Here is a 16,022-nt window from a genome sequence, read left to right on the forward strand (position 1 = left end):
GAAGCGGACACGGGGTGGGAAACGGGACGGGGGCCGGCGGCTGTCGCCGCGGCCCCCGTCCTCGTTGTTGTCGTCCTGCTCAGTGCTTCGGCTCGTCCTGGCTCGGGTGAGCGAAGTTGAGGTGCTCGGGCGGCAGCGGGAAGTTGACGTCATCGCCGAACGGCGACGGCGCCGCCGCCCGGTCGAAGGTCAGCTCCGTCAGCGGCAGCTTGCCGTTGGCGTCCACCGCCGGGGCGGTCGGGTGGGGCACCTCGCGGTGCCAGTTGACGCCCTGCTGGGCCTGCATCTCGGCCGCCGCGTTGTGCGAGCCGCCGGCGTGCGAGTGCAACCCGCTTTGGGCGGCGCCGGCATGTGCCGGTCCGCTGGAATGCCCGCTGGTCACGTTGGTCTGAGGCACCTGACCCCTCCGGAAGATCTTGCTACCAAGCCACACCAGGGGATCGTACCTGCGGTCGACGACCCGCTCCTTCATGGGGATGATCCCGTTGTCCGTGATCTTGATGTGCTCAGGGCAGACCTCGGTGCAGCACTTGGTGATGTTGCAGAGGCCGAGCCCCTGCTCCTGCTGCGCGTACTCCTTGCGGTCGGTGTTCGCGTCGAGCGGGTGCATGTCCAGCTCGGCGGCCCGGATGAAGAACCGCGGGCCGGAGAAGGCCTGCTTGTTCTCCTCGTGGTCGCGGATCACGTGGCAGACGTTCTGGCACAGGAAGCACTCGATGCACTTGCGGAACTCCTGCGAGCGCTCGACGTCCACCTGCTGCATCCGGTAGTCGCCGGGGGCGACGTCGGCCGGCGGCGCGAAGGCCGGGGTCTCCCGGGCCTTCTCGTAGTTGAACGAGACGTCCGTGACCAGGTCCCGGATGACCGGGAACGTCCGCAGCGGCGTGACCGTGACCGTCTCGGCCTCCTCGAAGGTCGACATCCGGGTCATGCAGCTCAACCGCGGCTTGCCGTTGATCTCCATCGAGCACGAGCCGCACTTGCCCGCCTTGCAGTTCCACCGGCAGGCCAGGTCGGGCGCCTCGGTGGCCTGGAGGCGGTGGATGACGTCGAGGACCACCTCGCCCTCGTTGACCTCCACCGTGTAGTCCTGCAGGTCGCCACCGGTCTCGTCGCCACGCCAGATGCGGAACTCTCGCTTGTTTCCCATTACTTGCCCGCCTCCTCAGCGAGGGCGTCGAACTCGGCGAGCTCCTCGTCGGTCAGGTACTTGGACAGCTCCGTACGGTCAAAGAGGCCGATCAGCTCGCCGCGCATCTTCGGCAGCGGCTTGTGCTCCAGGCGGACGGCGTCGCCGTCCAGGGAGCAGACCAGGTTGACCTGCCGCCACGTCGGGTCCATCGCCGGGTAGTCCTCCCGGGTGTGCCCGCCGCGTGACTCCTGCCGCTCCAGCGCCGCCTTCGCGGTGCACTCCGAAACCACCAGCATGTTGCGCAGGTCCAGCGCCAGGTGCCAGCCCGGGTTGTAGCGCCGCCCACCGGCCGCGCTCACCTTGGCCACCCGCTCCCGCAGCTCGGCCAGCCGGGCCAGCGCGTCGACCAGCTCACCCTCCCGCCGGATGATTCCGACCAGATCCCCCATCACCGCCTGGAGGTCCTGCTGGAGGGTGTACGGGCTCTCCCCGGTGTCCCGCTGCAGCGGCGCCAGCGCCGTCTCCACCGCGGTCTCCACCGCCGCCACCGGCACCTTCGGGCGCGCGGTCAGCTGGTCGGCGTACGAGGCGGCGTGGCCGCCCGCCCGCTTGCCGAAGACCAGCAGGTCCGACAGGGAGTTGCCGCCGAGCCGGTTCGAACCGTGCATGCCGCCGGACACCTCACCCGCGGCGAAGAGCCCCCGCACCGTGCCGTACGCGGCGCCCGAGTCCGGGTCCACCTCCACGCCACCCATCACGTAGTGGCAGGTCGGCCCGACCTCCATCGGCTCCTTGGTGATGTCGACGTCGGCCAGCTCCTTGAACTGGTGGTACATCGACGGCAGCCGGCGGCGGATCTCCTCGGCCGACTTGCGGGAGGCGATGTCCAGGTAGACGCCGCCGGCCGGCGTACCGCGACCGGCCTTGACCTCGCTGTTGATCGCCCGGGCGACCTCGTCGCGGGGCAGCAGTTCCGGCGGGCGTCGGTTGTTGTCCGGGTCGGTGTACCAGCGGTCCGCCTCCTCCTCGGTCTCCGCGTACTGCTTACGGAAGACGTCGGGGACGTAGTCGAACATGAACCGCTTGCCGTCGGAGTTCTTCAGCACGCCGCCGTCACCGCGGACCGACTCGGTGACCAGGATGCCCTTCACCGACACGGGCCAGACCATGCCGGTGGGGTGGAACTGGAGGAACTCCATGTTGATCAGCGTGGCCCCGGCGCGCAGCGCCAGCGCGTGACCGTCCCCGGTGTACTCCCAGGAGTTCGAGGTGACCTTGTACGACCGGCCGACCCCGCCGGTCGCGAGGACCACGGCCGGCGCCTCGAAGAGGACGAACTCGCCGGACTCCCGGTAGTAGCCGAACGCGCCGGCCACCCGGTCCCCGTCGAGCAGCAGCTCGGTGATGGTCGTCTCGGAGAAGACCTTGATCCGGGCCTCGTAGTCGCCGAGGTCGCGCTTGTCCTCCTGCTGAAGGGAGACGATCTTCTGCTGGAGGGTACGGATCAGCTCCAGGCCGGTCCGGTCGCCGACGTGCGCCAGGCGTGGGTACTCGTGGCCGCCGAAGTTGCGCTGCGAGATCTTCCCGTCCTTGGTGCGGTCGAAGAGCGCACCGTACGTCTCCAGCTCCCAGATCCGGTGCGGCGACTCCTTCGCGTGCAGCTCGGCCATCCGGAAGTTGTTGAGGAACTTGCCGCCGCGCATGGTGTCGCGGAAGTGCACCTGCCAGTTGTCCCGGCTGTTCACGTTCCCCATCGCGGCCGCCGCGCCGCCCTCGGCCATCACCGTGTGTGCCTTGCCGAAGAGCGACTTGGAGATGATCGCGGTCTTTTTGCCGGCCAGTCGGGCCTCGATCGCCGCCCGCAGGCCGGCGCCGCCGGCCCCGATCACGACGACGTCGTAGTGGTGTCGTTCGATTCGCGTCTCAGTCATGTCCAGGGCCTCTAGTTGATGAACCGCAGGTCGTTGAACCAGCCGGCAGCGACAGCCATGATGTAGAAGTCGGTGAACGCCAGGGTGCCGAGAGTGATCCAGGCGAGCTGCATGTGCCGGACGTTGAGCCAGGAGACGAACGTCCAGGCCTTGTATCGCACCGGGTTCTGGGAGAAGTGCTTGAGCCGGCCGCCGATGATGTGCCGGCAGGAGTGGCAGGAGATGGTGTATGCCCAGAGCATCACCACGTTGGCCAGCAGGACCAGGTTGCCCAGCCCGAAGCCGAAGCCCTTCGGGGAGTGGAACGCGTAGATCGCGTCCCAGGTGTTGATCAGCGAGATGATCGCGGCGGCGTAGAAGAAGTAGCGGTGCAGGTTCTGGCCGAGCAGCGGGAAGCGGGTCTCCCCGCCGTACGCCTGGTGCCCGTCCGGTACCCCGCAGGCCGGCGGCGACAGCCAGAACGACCGGTAGTACGCCTTGCGGTAGTAGTAGCAGGTCAGCCGGAACAGCAGCAGGAACGGCAGGGTCAGCGCCGCGTCCGGGATGATCCACCAGCCGGGCAGGAAGCTGCCGAAGTGCGAGGAGCCCTCGACACACCGGTCCGTTACGCACGGGGAGTAGAACGGCGTCAGGTAGTGGTACGAGTCCACCCAGTACCACTTGTGCATGAAGACCCGGACCGTCGCGTACGCGATCCAGGCGCTGAGCCCGATGACGGTGATCAGTGGCGCGAACCACCAGCGGTCGGTCCGCAACGTTCTCGCCGCGATCGCGGCGCGTGCCCGCGCCCCCCGCGGCTTCGTTGCCGTTGATGTCATTCGAGTTCGTCTCCCTGACGGGGCCCTCGCGGGCGGCGGATCACATTCCGTACCGGTCAGCGGACCGGCGAGACCGCATCCACTGCCACGTCTTGCGCACACCAACGGCCACACCGGCGTACCGGCGCAGCTAAGTGACACACGTTACGCCGATCTTCGCGGCCCGGCCGCGCAACGCAGTGTCCCGTGTGTCCCGCAGGTTGGAAAGGCCCGGAGCACGATCGATGTCCGGCCGTTAGGAAAGATCACCGCTGCGGGGTCAGCCGGAGGCGCCGCCGGTGAAGTTCCAGGCGGCCAGCCGCAGCGGCGGCGCCTCCCACCAGACACCGTCCAGCCGGTCCGGTTGCCGGACCGGTCGCCGGCCGAGGCCGAGTACCGCGCCGGGGCCCAGAGCCCGCGGGTACGACTCGGTGAAGCGGAAGTCGCGGACCGCCCGGGTCGGCACCCCGTCCTCGACCAGCCAGACCCCGTTGCGGGTCAGGCCGGTGATCACCAGGCGCTTCGGGTCGAGCACCCGGGTGTACCAGAAGTCGCTGACCAGCAGCCCGCGCTCCACCCCGGCGACCAGCTCGGCGGTGTCCGGGTCGGCGACCGCGCCGGTGACACCGATCCCGGCCGCGCTTCCGCCGGGCGTACCGGTCCCGATCGTGCCGGCGGGCAGGAGTCGCAGGTTGCGCGGGATCGGGCCGAACGTGGACGCGCCCACCATTCCGTGCCCGGTGGATTCGGTGCCGGCCTCGGCGCCGCTGCGCCGGTCGTGCGCCACCACACGGGTGGTGCCCGCGTCGACCAGGGTCAGCGCCCGGCGGGCCGTGCCCTCCAGGTCGTACGGCAGGGCGGAGGCGTGCAGCGGATCGTCGACCAGGGACACCGCCGGGTCGAACTGGGCGGTGCCCGGCTCGGCGAAGGACTGCCGCTCGGCGTACCGCTTGCCGTTGAAGCCGAACCAGGAGAGGTTCTGCAGCAGGTCGGCCACGGCAGCCGGTTCGAGCACCACCTCGTACCGCCCCGGGGGCAGCTCGACCGGGTCGGCGGCGGCGCGCGCCTTCGCGGCGGCCCGGGCGCCCAGGGCGGCGCCGTCGAGGTCGGCGAGGCGGTCGGCGCAGAGCCGGGCCACCCCGTCCGCGCCGCCGGTCCGGGCGATGCCGTCCATCGCCGCCTCGGCGGTGCGGCCGACCGCCGAGTGGCCGGCGGAGTTGGCGAACGCCCCGATCCGCGACGAGGTGCGGCAGTAGCCGGCCGCCTCCAGCCCGCCGACCGCGTCCACGAAGGCGCGGACCCGCTCGGCCCGGTCGCCGGGCTGGGCGTACTCGGTGGCGCCGTCGGTGGCGGGGCAGGGCGGGAGCGGCGTGGGCGGGGTGAGTCCCGGCCAGGCCGGGTCGGGCGGGCAGAGTCGGGCCGCCGCGAGGGTCCGCTCGACCAGGGCGGTCAGGCCGTCGGCGTCGACCAGGCTGCCGCTGCCGGCGGCCGTCCGACCCTCGACGTGCAGGCGTAGCCGCACCGCCCGGCCCGATTCGGCGACGTTCTGGTGGATGAAGGAGTTGGCGAAGCGGGTCAGCGCCAGGTGGTGGGCGGTGACGGTGACCTCGGACTGCGCCCCTGGGCCGGCGAGGTGGCGGACCAGCTCCACCACCCGGCCGGCGAGGTCCGACTCGGTCTCGATCATGCGCGTACCCCCAGGCGGACGTTGCGGAAGCGGGCCGGCGCGGCCGGGTGGCCGGTGTGCCCGACCTGGCCGGGCTGGCCCTTGCCGCAGTTGGGCGTGCCCCAGGGCACGATCTCGGAGGAGAGCATGTCCATCGAGCGCCAGAAGAGCGGGCCGATCCCGGTGTAGGTGGGGTTGCGCAGCATCCGGCCCCGCCGGCCGTTCTTGACCTCCCAGCCGATCTCGCAGCCGAACTGGAAGTTGAGCCGCTTGTCGTCGATGGACCAGGAGCGGTTGAGGTCCATCAGGACCCCGTCGTCGGTGGCGGCGATGATCTCGTTGAGGGTGTGCGGCCCGGGCTCCAGGCCGACGTTGGTCATCCGCACCATCGGCAGCCGGGCCCAGCCGTCGGCGCGTACGCTGCCGCCGTGGTCGAGGCCGGCGACGGCGGCCGAGTCCCGGCCGGCGAGCACGCCCACCCACCGCCCCGCGCGGACCGCGTCCCGCTTGACCGCCGGGGAGCCCTCGTCGTCGAAGCCGAAGCTGCCCAGCGCGCCGGGGATGGTCGGGTCGATGGTGACGTTCATCAGCTCGGAGCCGTAGCGCAGCGTGCCGAGCTGGGTCAGGTCCAGCCAGGACGTGCCGGCGAAGGCGGCCTCCCAGCCGAGGATCCGGTCCAGCTCGATGGCGTGCCCGACCGACTCGTGGATCTGCAGGGCGAGCTGCTCGCCGCCGAGGATCAGGTCGGTCTCGCCGGCCGGGCACTCGGGGGCGGTGAGCAGCTCCCGGGACTCCTCGGCGATCCGGGCGGCGTGCGTGGCCAGGTCGAGCGAGGTGACCAGCTCCCAGCCGGTGGTGCCGTACTGGCCGCGGTAGCTCGGGTAGGAGCGGCGCTGGGTCTCGCCGTCGCCGATGGAGGTGGCCGAGATGCCGCCGCCGCACTCCCGGATCCGCTGGTCGATGCGGTGCCCCTCGCTGGAGACGAACCACTTGGTGGTGTCCCAGATCTGGTAGAGCCCCTCGGCCAGGTCGGCGCCGTGCTCCCGCATCGTTCCGGTCGCCCGGACCAGCAGGTCGCCCTTGTCGGAGAGCGAAACGCCGAGCGGGTCGACCTCGCATCCCGAGGCCCAGCTCGCGACGGTCGCCTCGACGGGGACCAGGTCGATCGGCGGGCCGGGAACGCGCGCGCTCGCGGCCGCGACCGCCGCGGCGTGCCGGCCGGCCGCGCGCACCTGACGGTCCGACAGATCCGGTACGGCGTGGAAGCCCCAGCTCGACCCGACCAGCGCCCGGACGCCCAGCCCGATGCTCTCGTCCTGGGTCAGCTCCTCGATGTCGCCGTTGCGGGCCGACATCGACTCGTAGCGGCGGTGCATCACCCGGGCGTCCGCGTACCGGGCGCCGGCGTCGAGGGCGGCCTGGACGGCGGCTGTCGCCGCGTCGAACTCGGTCATGCGACCGACCCTAGGCGAGCCGACCGACATCCGTCAGGGGACGAGATCCTCCGGCCGGATCGTTGCACGGACCGGCTCGGTGAGCACGAGAACGTCTCCCGCCTTCGTCACGGAGTGCTCCACGTAGTGGCCTCCCTGTCTGCGGTACAGGTGCAGCGTCCCGTTCTCCTGCTCCACCAGCAGGTACCACTCGATACCGGCCGCGGCGTAGTAGTGCATCTTCAGCACCTTGTCGGTGGACGCGTTGCTCGGCGAGATGATCTCGCAGACCAGCCGGACGTCGTCCGCTTCGATGGTGAGTTCGTCAAGGTCGATCGGCCTGGTGACGACGAGATCGGGAATCGGGATCCTGCCGGGCCTGAGGCGGACGTTCACCGCCTCCAGGAGCTCCAGCCCGACGATCTCGGTGGCCGCTTCGAGGATGTTGCCCAGCTTGCGGGATATCCGCTGGTGCCGTGGGGTGGGGGCTGGGGTCACGTGGAGGCTCCCGTCGAAGAGTTCGACGCGTTGCTGCGTCTCGCCGAGGGCGAGGTACTCCTCTTCCGTCCACGGTCCGTCGTGGTCGAACACCGCCGCGGTCATGGTCACCTCCACCTCGTGCCGGCGGGAATCTTCACGTGGTTACCCCGACCATGGTCGCACCCGGCGTGCGATCGAGGCGGGGCGACATCGAGGTGCGGCGGTGGATGTCCAGGTGAGGGCTGTTCACACCCGATGCCGAGTCGTTACGCTGTGGCCCGCTGACAGCTCCCGACTTGTAGCTTATTTTCGCCCTCAGACGTTTGCTGTAGTTTCTCTTCATTGCTGAGGGAGGCGGTCGTGGGCAGGTCGGAGTCGGCGCCGTCCGGGGAACCGGACCGCCCCGAAGTGCCGGAGCAGCGCTCCGGCGAGGGGCCCTATCTGCGGGTGAACGACCTGCGGGTCCGCTTCGACACCGAGGACGGCGTGGTCCGCGCGGTCGACGGGGTGTCGTTCGCGGTCGAGCGCGGTCGCACACTCGGCATCGTCGGCGAGTCCGGCTCGGGCAAGAGCGTCACCTCGCTGGCCATCCTCGGCCTGCACAACGCCAAGCGCGCCACCATCACCGGCGAGATCTCCGTCGGCGGCCGCCAGCTGGTCGGCCTGCCGGAGGAGCAGGTACGCCGGTTGCGCGGCCGGGACATGGCGATGATCTTCCAGGATCCGTTGTCGGCCCTGCATCCGTACTACACGGTGGGCAAGCAGATCGCCGAGGCGTACCGGGTGCACCACCCGAGGGCGGGGAAGCGAGAGGCTCGGCAGCGGGCGGTGGACATGCTCGGGCGGGTCGGCATTCCGCAGCCGGCACGGCGGTTCGACCAGTACCCGCACGAGTTCTCCGGTGGGATGCGGCAGCGGGCGATGATCGCGATGGCGTTGGTGAACGATCCGGATCTGGTGATCGCGGATGAGCCGACGACCGCCCTCGACGTGACGGTGCAGGCACAGATCCTGGATCTGCTGGCTGATCTGCAGGCGGAGTTCCATTCGGCGATCATCCTGATCACCCACGACCTGGGTGTGGTGTCGCAGGTGGCCGACGACGTGCTGGTGATGTACGGCGGTCGGGCGGTGGAGCACGGGAGTGTGGAGCAGGTGTTGCGGCGGCCGCAGCATCCGTACACGTGGGGTCTGCTCTCCAGCGTGCCGTCGTTGCGCGGTGACGCGGACGCGGACCTGTTGCCGATTCCGGGTAATCCGCCGTCGTTGATCAATCTGCCCTCGGGGTGCGCGTTCCACCCGCGCTGCCGGTACGCCGGCCGCAACGGCAACCGGTCGACCACCGAGGTGCCCGAGCTGCGCCCGGCCGGGGAGGACGGCCACCTGGTCGCCTGCCACCTGCCGGCCGAGGAGCGCACCCGGCTCTACCAGGAGGACGTCGCACAGGTAGGGGTGGCTCGATGAGCGAGGACGCCGAGCCGCTGCTGCGGGTGCGAGGTCTGGCGAAGCACTTCCCGGTCCGCGGCGGCTTCCGCACCACCGGGGTGGTGCGGGCGGTCGACGGCCTGGACTTCGACGTCCGGCCCGGGGAGACCCTGGGCCTGGTCGGCGAGTCGGGATGTGGGAAGACGACGACGGGTCGGATGCTGGTGCGGCTGCTGGAGCCGACGGCCGGCAGTATCGAGTTCGCCGGTCGGGACATCACCCACGCCCGGCGGGGTGTGCTGCGGCCGTTGCGGCAGGACCTGCAGATCATCTTCCAGGACCCGTACGCGTCGTTGAACCCGCGGCACACGGTCGGTCGGATCGTGGCGATGCCGTTGCAGGTCAACGGGATCAACCCCCCGGGCGGCGTCAAGAAGCGGGTCCAGGAGCTGCTGGAGCTGGTGGGGTTGAACCCGGAGCACTACAACCGGTACCCGCACGAGTTCTCCGGCGGGCAACGCCAGCGCATCGGCATCGCCCGGGCCCTGGCGTTGCGGCCGAAGCTGATCGTCGCCGACGAGCCGGTCTCCGCGCTGGACGTGTCCATCCAGGCGCAGGTGATCAACCTGCTGCGGGATCTGCAACGTGATTTGGATCTGGCGTTCGTGTTCATCGCCCACGACCTGGCGGTGGTCCGGCACTTCTGCCACCGGGTCGCGGTCATGTACCTGGGCAAGATCGTGGAGATCGGCGACCGCGACGACATCTACCAACGCCCCCAGCACCCGTACACCCGGGCCCTGCTGTCGGCGATCCCCGACGTCACCGCCCTCGGCCCGGCCGGACGCATCCGGCTGACCGGCGACGTGCCGACGCCGCTCAACCCGCCCTCGGGCTGCCGGTTCCGTACCCGCTGCTGGAAGGCGCAGGACCGCTGCGCCACCGAGGAACCCGCCCTGGTCAGCCGCGACGGCGGCCGCCAACTTACCGCCTGCCACTACCCGGAGCAGGGGCCGGTCGTCGCCGCAACCAGCGAAACCGTGGAGGTGTCGCAATGAGCCTGTCCCCGGTCGAGGGCGCGGCACGGGCCGAGATCGAGCCGGCCGCCGACCCCGTCACGCCGGCCGAGAAGGCGATCGTGGGCCGATCGCCCGGTCAGCTCGCCTGGGCCAGGCTGCGCCGGGACCGGACCGCGATGGTCAGCGGCGGCGTGCTGATCTTCCTCACCCTGCTCGCCGTAGCCGCGCCGCTGGTCTCCAAGTTCTACGGCGTCGGCCCGAACGAGCAGTTCTCCACCCTGTTGGACGGCAACGGCATGCCGCTCGGTTACGTCGGCGGCATCACCGGCGACCACTGGTTCGGTCTGGAACCGCGGCTGGGTCGGGACATCTTCATCCGGATGATCTACGGCATGCGGACGTCGCTCTTCATCGCGTTCGCCGCCGCCCTGGTCACCACGACGATCGGCGTGGTGGCCGGCATCCTCGCCGGCTTCCTCGGCGGGGTGGTCGACGCGGTGATCAGTTGGATCACCGACGTGGCGCTGGCCCTGCCGTTCCTCATCTTCGCCCTGGCCGTGGTGCCGACCGTGGGGCTGCGCTTCTACGGCCCCCGGGAGGAGGTGCCGCCGGCGTTCCAGGTGGCCGTCCTGATCGGCATCTTCGCCGCGTTCGGTTGGACGAGTACCGCCCGGCTGGTCCGCGGTCAGGTGATCTCGCTGCGCGAACGGGAGTTCGTGGAGGCCGCCCGGGCCAGCGGCGCCGGGCTGGGGCACATGCTCTTCCGCCAGCTGCTGCCGAACCTCTGGGCGCCGATCCTGGTGGCCTTCTCGCTGGCGGTGCCGCAGTACATCACCGGCGAGGCGGCGCTGTCCTTCCTCGGGATCGGCATCCTCGAGCCCACCGCCGACTTCGGTCGGATGATCTTCCAGAGCATCCCGTACCTGCAGACCGACCCGGCGTACGTCTTCTTCCCCGGCGTCACGATCTTCATCCTCGTGCTCGCCTTCAACCTGCTCGGCGACGCGCTGCGTGACGCGCTCGACCCGAAGTCGTCCCGGTAGGGGTGTCGGGATGAGCGCGAGGAGTGCAGTCGCGAATGAAGGAAGACTCTGATGACGCGTTTCCTGCTGCGGCGGCTGCTGATCGCCGTGCTCACCCTCTTCGCGGTGAGCGTGCTCAGCTTCCTGATGTTCTTCGGCCTGCCCCGGGACCCGGTCAGCGGCATGTGTCCGAAGAACTGCAACGCCGAGCGGCTGGAGCGGGTCCGTGCGGAGTTGGGCCTGCGTGACCCGCTGCCCGAGCAGTACGCCAACTACATGAAGGGCATCGTCACCGGCCGGGACCTGGGCAGTTCCCAGGGTGGCCGGTGCGACGCCCCCTGCCTGGGCTACTCGTACGTCAACAGCGAGGCGGTCACCGACACCCTGACCCGGGTGCTGCCGGTGACGCTAAGCATCGTGATCCCGGCGGCGATTCTCTGGCTGGTGCTCGGCGTCGGGCTGGGGATGATCTCGGCGCTGAGACGGGGCACGGTGGTGGACCGGATGGCGATCGGCTTCTCGCTGGCCGGCGCCTCCATGCAGCTCTACTTCGTCGGCGCGGTGCTGCTGTTGATCTTCACCTACAACCTGCGGATCACCCCGACCCCGGGCTACACGTCCATCTTCGACAACCCGGTGAAGTGGGCCAGCGGGCTGGTGCTCGCCTGGGTGTCGCTGGCCTTCCTCTTCTCCGCGATCTACGCCCGGCTGTCCCGGGCGCAGATGCTGGAGACGCTCTCCGAGGACTTCGTCCGGACCGCGCGGGCCAAGGGCCTGGCCAAATCCAAGGTGTACGGGCGGCACGCGCTGCGCGCGGCGATCACCCCGATCGTCACCATCGCCGGCCTCGACGTGGGTAGCGCGCTCGGCGGCACGGTGATCACCGAGACCACCTTCGGCATCCAGGGGCTCGGCCGGACCGCCGTCGACGCGGTCAAGGCGGGCGACCTGCCGACCATCATGGCCACCGTGCTGATCTCCGCGGTCTTCATCGTGGTCGCCAACATCGTGGTGGACCTCCTCTACGCCGCCATCGATCCCCGGGTCCGGTTGCGATAGCGCAACGGCGCTCGCCGGGGCATGGAGAAATCCGCCGCTCTCTGTTACACAAACCGTAGGTTTCCTACGTCGTCTGACGAGGCTCCAGATAGGGGAGGAGGGCGCACATGCGCCTGAAGAGGGCAGCCGCCACCGGCGGAGCGCTCGCACTGCTCGTGGTGATGGGGGCGTGCAGCGAGAACAAGGGCACCAGCGGTGGCAACGACACCGACCGGGTGCAGAGTGGTTCGATCGCCACCGACCCGAAGGAGTCGATGGGCCCGGCCGCCGAGGTCCCCGGCGCCGCTAAAGGCGGCACCTTCCGGGTGATCCGGGAGACCAAGATCTCGCACATCGACCCGCAGCGGATCTACTCGTTCGCCGGCCTGATGAACGCGCCGCTGTACGCCCGTTTCCTGACCACGTTCAAGGACGATGGCTCGGGCAAGGTGACCCTGGTCGGCGACCTCGCCGAGACGCCGGGCACGGACGTGAACAAGGACTGCAAGGTCTGGGAATTCAAGATCAAGGACGGGGTGAAGTTCGAGGACGGCAGCCCGATCACCGCCAAGGAGATCGCCTACGGCATCGCCCGCTCCTTCGATCCCGACCTGACCGGCGGCCCGACCTACCTGCAGGAGTGGCTCGCCGACAGCCCGCAGTACGACACCAAGTGGAACTTCAAGGCGAACAAGACGTCGCTGCCGCCGGGTCTGACCACCCCGGACGCCAAGACGCTGAAGTTCGAGTTCGCCAAGCCGCACTGCGACCTGCCGTTCGCCGCGTCGCTGCCGTACACCGCGCCGCTGAAGCCGGAGAAGGACACCGGGGTCAACCTGGACAACCAGCCCTTCTCCTCCGGCCCGTACAAGATCACCAAGAACACCGCCGGTGTCGAGCTGGTGCTGGAGCGGAACGAGAACTGGGACCCGAAGACCGACCCGGTGCGGCACGCGTACCCCGACAAGATCGTCTGGACCTACGGCCCTGACGCCGAGGCGGGCGCCAACCGGGTGATCGCCGACAACGGTGACGACCAGGCGGCGCTGGCCTGGAACGGCGTGCCCTCCGCGCTGGTCGCCCGGGTCACCGGTGACGCCGCGCTCAAGGACCGCTCGGTGCGGGGCCAGACCCCGAGCCTGTGGCGGCTCTCCATCAACACTGGCCGGGTCACCGACCTGTCCGTGCGCCAGGCGCTGAACTACGCGATCGACCGCGACGGCTTCATCAAGGCGTACGGCGGCGAGGCGTCGGCGAAGGCGGTCACCACCCTGATGCCGCCGTCGACCATCGGCTTCGAGAAGTACGACGCCTACCCGGCCGGCCCGAACGGCAACATCGAGAAGGCCAAGGAGCTGCTCGCCGGCAAGACCCCGGAGCTGGTGCTCGGCATCAGCGACGACTCGCCGGAGTTGGCCACCCAGCTCAAGGGCAACCTGGAGAAGGCCGGCTTCAAGATCACTGTGAAGACCATCCCGACCGACGCCAAGCTCGACGAGGTCGGCAAGAAGAGCAACCCGTACGACCTCTACACCGACCAGTGGGCCGCCGACTGGCCCAGCGGCGCGGCGATCCTGCCGGTGCTCTTCGACGGCCGCACCATCAAGGCCGAGAGCAACAGCAACACCTCGTACGTCAACAGCGACGAGATCAACAAGGAGTTCGACCGAGTGCTCGCCATGCCCGCCGGCGAGCAGGGCAAGGAGTGGGCCAAGCTCGACAAGCGGGTCATGACCGAGCTGGCCCCGGCCGTGCCGCTCTTCGTGGAGGAAGGCTACTACCTGCACGGCTCGAAGGTGGGCGGGATCTACCTGTCCAGCATCTTCGGCTACCCGGCGCTGACGAACGCCTACGTCAAGCAGTAACCGACGCGCACCAGGGGCCCCGGTCGACCACGTCGACCGGGGCTCCTCGCGTCCCTACAGATGCCGCCGGAGGAAGTCCAGCTCCAGCCGGAGCAGGCGCTCGGCGGTGCCGCCGGCGGCCAGGTGGGTCGCCCCGGTCAACGGCAGCACCGCGTGCGGCCGGCCGGTGGCCAGCAGCGCCGCCGACAGCCGCAGCGTGTGCGCGGCCAGCACGTTGTCGTCCACCAGGCCGTGTACCAGCAGCATCGGCCGGGCCTGCTCCGGGCCACCGACCGGCTCGGCGGCCAGCTCCACCAGCGAGTGGTGGGCGTAGACGTCCATCCCGTCGTCCGGCAGGCCCAGGTAGCGCTCGGTGTAGGCGGTGTCGTACAGCGTCCAGTCGGTGACCGGCGCGCCGACGATAGCGCAGCGGAACAGCTCCGGGTGGCGCAGCACCGCCAGACCGGCCAGCCAGCCGCCGAACGACCAGCCCCGGACGGCCACCCGGTCCAGGTCCAGGTCCGGATGCTTGCCCGCCAGGGCGGTGAGCGCGTCCACCTGGTCGGAGAGGATCACGTCGGCCAGCCGCCGGTGGATCGCCTTCTCGAACGACGGGGCGATCCCCGGAGTACCCCGGTTGTCGATCGTCACCACCGCGAAGCCGGAGTCGGCCCACCACTGCCGTTCCAGCCAGGCCGACCGGGCGGCGATCACCTCCTGGTGCCCCGGGCCGCCGTAGACGTCCAACAGCACCGGCAGCCGGGTGCCCTTGACGTGGTCCGTCGGGTAGAGCACCGCGCTCGGCAGCCGCCGGTCGGTCACCCGGACCAGCGTCGGCCTCGGCGCGTACGGCGGGGTGGCGGCCAGCGAGCGGAGCTCCGCCACCTCCCGGTCGCCGTGCCAGACCGACCACCTGGTCCCCGGATGCTCCAGCGAGGCGGTGCCGACCACCAGCGTCGAGCCGCCGATCGCGGCGGTGTGCCAACCCGGGTCGCTGCTCATCCGGCGGGCGTCCACGCCGCCGCCGATGGCCGTCCGGACCCGGAAGAGGTGCCGCTGGCTCGGCTCGCCCTCGCTCGCCTCGACGAGCAGGTCGGCCGGGCCGTTCGGGCCCGGGGGCAGCCGGCCCACCACCCGACGTACGTAGAGCGACGGCGGGGTGAGCAGGGTGCCGTCGGCGAACAGGCAGCGGGCGTCGTACCCGTCGTGGGCCAGCTCCCCGCCGACCAGCACCCGCCCGTCCGGCAGGTGGGCCGGGGTGCCGGGGATCGGCTCCACCCAGCGCGGGTCGGCCAGCTCGGCGTGCACCTGGGTCTCTCCGGTACGCGGGTCCACCGCGAGCACCAGGCCGTGCTGCTGGGAGCGGCGCAGCACGGTGATCAGCGGGCCGCCGTCCGCCCAGTCCACCGAGGTCAGGTACGGGTAGGTCTCGCGGTCCCAGTGCACGTCGACCCAACCGTCGTCCAAGTCGAGCAGGTGCAGGCTGACCTGGGCGTTCTGGCCGCCCGCCCGGGGGTACGCGATGGTCGTCGGCGGGCTCGCCGGATCGGCCGGGTCGTGCAGGTACCAGCGGGGCAGCCGGGACTCGTCCACCCGCGCGGCCAGCACCGAGCGCCCGTCCGGGGCCCACCAGTAGCCGCGGAAGCGGTCGAACTCCTCCGCCGCGATGTGCTCGGCCAGGCCCCAGGTGACGCCGCTGTCCTCGCCGGCCAGCAGGGTGTCCGTACCGTCCGACTCGACCACCCGGAGCTGGCCCCGGCGGACCCCCTCGGCGGCGTCGGTGACGTAGGCCAGCCGTTCCCCGGTCGGGTCCGGCCGGGGGTCGATCACCGGGCCGACGGTGGCCACCTCGATCACGTCGCCGTGCACCAGGTCGGCCCGGAACAGACGGCTCGCCAGCGCGAACACCGCCACCCGGCCGGCCGCGTCCAGGGCGTACGAGCCGATGCCGGCGGCGCTGAGCCGCAACCGTTCGCGCAGCGCCCGCTCGCCCGGGGCCAGGGCGGCCGGGTCGGCGTCCGCCTCCAGCAGGGCCGCCGGGTCGGCGACCAGCCGTTCCTCGGCGGAGGCGACGTCCAGCAGCCAGAGCGCGTCGGCGGGATCCTCCGGGCCGGACGAGCGCAGGAAGACCACCCGGGAGCCGTCGTCGGTGGCGGAGACGGCGCGCGGCGCCCCGTGGCTGAACCGGCGGGTACGGGCGGCCAGCTCGGGAAAGTCCACAGTTCGGATCGTAGA

The 16,022-nt window shown here is 70.6% G+C and carries 12 protein-coding genes; 5 read left to right on the forward strand and 7 right to left on the reverse strand.

Annotated features, from left to right (window positions below):
- Positions 1-79: 79 nt before the first annotated feature.
- The 6 genes from SLP03_RS05545 to SLP03_RS05570 form a co-directional block, all read right to left on the reverse strand.
- Positions 80-1,150: a succinate dehydrogenase/fumarate reductase iron-sulfur subunit gene (locus SLP03_RS05545; protein ID WP_319459427.1), complete on the reverse strand. Its 1,071-nt coding sequence runs from the start codon at positions 1,148-1,150 to the stop codon at positions 80-82.
- Positions 1,150-3,063 (reverse strand): fumarate reductase/succinate dehydrogenase flavoprotein subunit, encoded by a 1,914-nt coding sequence (locus SLP03_RS05550; RefSeq protein ID WP_319459428.1) that lies wholly within the window; start codon positions 3,061-3,063, stop codon positions 1,150-1,152. The genes SLP03_RS05545 and SLP03_RS05550 overlap by 1 nt, the downstream gene beginning before the upstream one ends.
- Positions 3,064-3,074: 11 nt before the next feature.
- Positions 3,075-3,881, reverse strand: a complete 807-nt coding sequence (locus SLP03_RS05555; RefSeq protein ID WP_319459429.1) for a hypothetical protein — start codon at positions 3,879-3,881, stop codon at positions 3,075-3,077.
- Between the two features lie 259 nt (positions 3,882-4,140).
- On the reverse strand, positions 4,141-5,547 hold the full coding sequence (locus tag SLP03_RS05560; RefSeq protein WP_319459430.1) for a TldD/PmbA family protein: 1,407 nt from the start codon (positions 5,545-5,547) through the stop codon (positions 4,141-4,143).
- Positions 5,544-6,980, reverse strand: coding sequence for a TldD/PmbA family protein (locus tag SLP03_RS05565; RefSeq protein ID WP_319459431.1), 1,437 nt, complete (start codon positions 6,978-6,980; stop codon positions 5,544-5,546). The genes SLP03_RS05560 and SLP03_RS05565 overlap by 4 nt, the downstream gene beginning before the upstream one ends.
- Positions 6,981-7,013: 33 nt before the next feature.
- Positions 7,014-7,562 (reverse strand): Uma2 family endonuclease, encoded by a 549-nt coding sequence (locus tag SLP03_RS05570; RefSeq protein WP_319459432.1) that lies wholly within the window; start codon positions 7,560-7,562, stop codon positions 7,014-7,016.
- A gap of 237 nt (positions 7,563-7,799) precedes the next feature.
- On the opposite strand from SLP03_RS05570, the gene SLP03_RS05575 reads away from it, so the two are divergent.
- The 5 genes from SLP03_RS05575 to SLP03_RS05595 all read left to right on the forward strand — a co-directional run bounded on the left by SLP03_RS05575 (position 7,800) and on the right by SLP03_RS05595 (position 13,808).
- A complete protein-coding gene (locus SLP03_RS05575) occupies positions 7,800-8,903 on the forward strand; it encodes an ABC transporter ATP-binding protein (RefSeq protein WP_413644422.1) in 1,104 nt (367 codons plus the stop codon).
- Positions 8,900-9,922: a dipeptide ABC transporter ATP-binding protein gene (locus SLP03_RS05580; protein WP_319459433.1), complete on the forward strand. Its 1,023-nt coding sequence runs from the start codon at positions 8,900-8,902 to the stop codon at positions 9,920-9,922. Before SLP03_RS05575 ends, SLP03_RS05580 begins: the two co-directional genes overlap by 4 nt.
- Positions 9,919-10,926 (forward strand): ABC transporter permease, encoded by a 1,008-nt coding sequence (locus tag SLP03_RS05585; RefSeq protein ID WP_319459434.1) that lies wholly within the window; start codon positions 9,919-9,921, stop codon positions 10,924-10,926. The genes SLP03_RS05580 and SLP03_RS05585 overlap by 4 nt, the downstream gene beginning before the upstream one ends.
- A gap of 51 nt (positions 10,927-10,977) precedes the next feature.
- Positions 10,978-11,964, forward strand: coding sequence for an ABC transporter permease (locus SLP03_RS05590; RefSeq protein WP_319459435.1), 987 nt, complete (start codon positions 10,978-10,980; stop codon positions 11,962-11,964).
- A gap of 107 nt (positions 11,965-12,071) precedes the next feature.
- Entirely contained in the window at positions 12,072-13,808 is a 1,737-nt protein-coding gene (locus SLP03_RS05595) for an ABC transporter substrate-binding protein (RefSeq protein WP_319459436.1), read from the forward strand.
- A 54-nt stretch (positions 13,809-13,862) separates the two neighbouring features.
- On the opposite strand, the gene SLP03_RS05600 is transcribed toward SLP03_RS05595, so the two are convergent.
- Positions 13,863-16,007, reverse strand: coding sequence for a prolyl oligopeptidase family serine peptidase (locus SLP03_RS05600; protein ID WP_319459437.1), 2,145 nt, complete (start codon positions 16,005-16,007; stop codon positions 13,863-13,865).
- Positions 16,008-16,022 lie beyond the last annotated feature (15 nt).

This window comes from Micromonospora sp. RTP1Z1 (assembly GCF_033804685.1).
Classification (GTDB): Bacteria; Actinomycetota; Actinomycetes; order Mycobacteriales; family Micromonosporaceae; genus Micromonospora.

Coding starts and splice junctions, on each gene's coding strand:
- SLP03_RS05595 (WP_319459436.1), top strand. CDS start 12,072: ATGCGCCTGAAGAGGGCAGCCGCCACCGGCGGAGCGCTCGCACTGCTC.
- SLP03_RS05585 (WP_319459434.1), top strand. CDS start 9,919: ATGAGCCTGTCCCCGGTCGAGGGCGCGGCACGGGCCGAGATCGAGCCG.
- SLP03_RS05555 (WP_319459429.1), bottom strand. CDS start 3,881: ATGACATCAACGGCAACGAAGCCGCGGGGGGCGCGGGCACGCGCCGCG.
- SLP03_RS05580 (WP_319459433.1), top strand. CDS start 8,900: ATGAGCGAGGACGCCGAGCCGCTGCTGCGGGTGCGAGGTCTGGCGAAG.
- SLP03_RS05545 (WP_319459427.1), bottom strand. CDS start 1,150: ATGGGAAACAAGCGAGAGTTCCGCATCTGGCGTGGCGACGAGACCGGT.
- SLP03_RS05570 (WP_319459432.1), bottom strand. CDS start 7,562: ATGACCGCGGCGGTGTTCGACCACGACGGACCGTGGACGGAAGAGGAG.
- SLP03_RS05550 (WP_319459428.1), bottom strand. CDS start 3,063: ATGACTGAGACGCGAATCGAACGACACCACTACGACGTCGTCGTGATC.
- SLP03_RS05560 (WP_319459430.1), bottom strand. CDS start 5,547: ATGATCGAGACCGAGTCGGACCTCGCCGGCCGGGTGGTGGAGCTGGTC.
- SLP03_RS05565 (WP_319459431.1), bottom strand. CDS start 6,980: ATGACCGAGTTCGACGCGGCGACAGCCGCCGTCCAGGCCGCCCTCGAC.
- SLP03_RS05590 (WP_319459435.1), top strand. CDS start 10,978: ATGACGCGTTTCCTGCTGCGGCGGCTGCTGATCGCCGTGCTCACCCTC.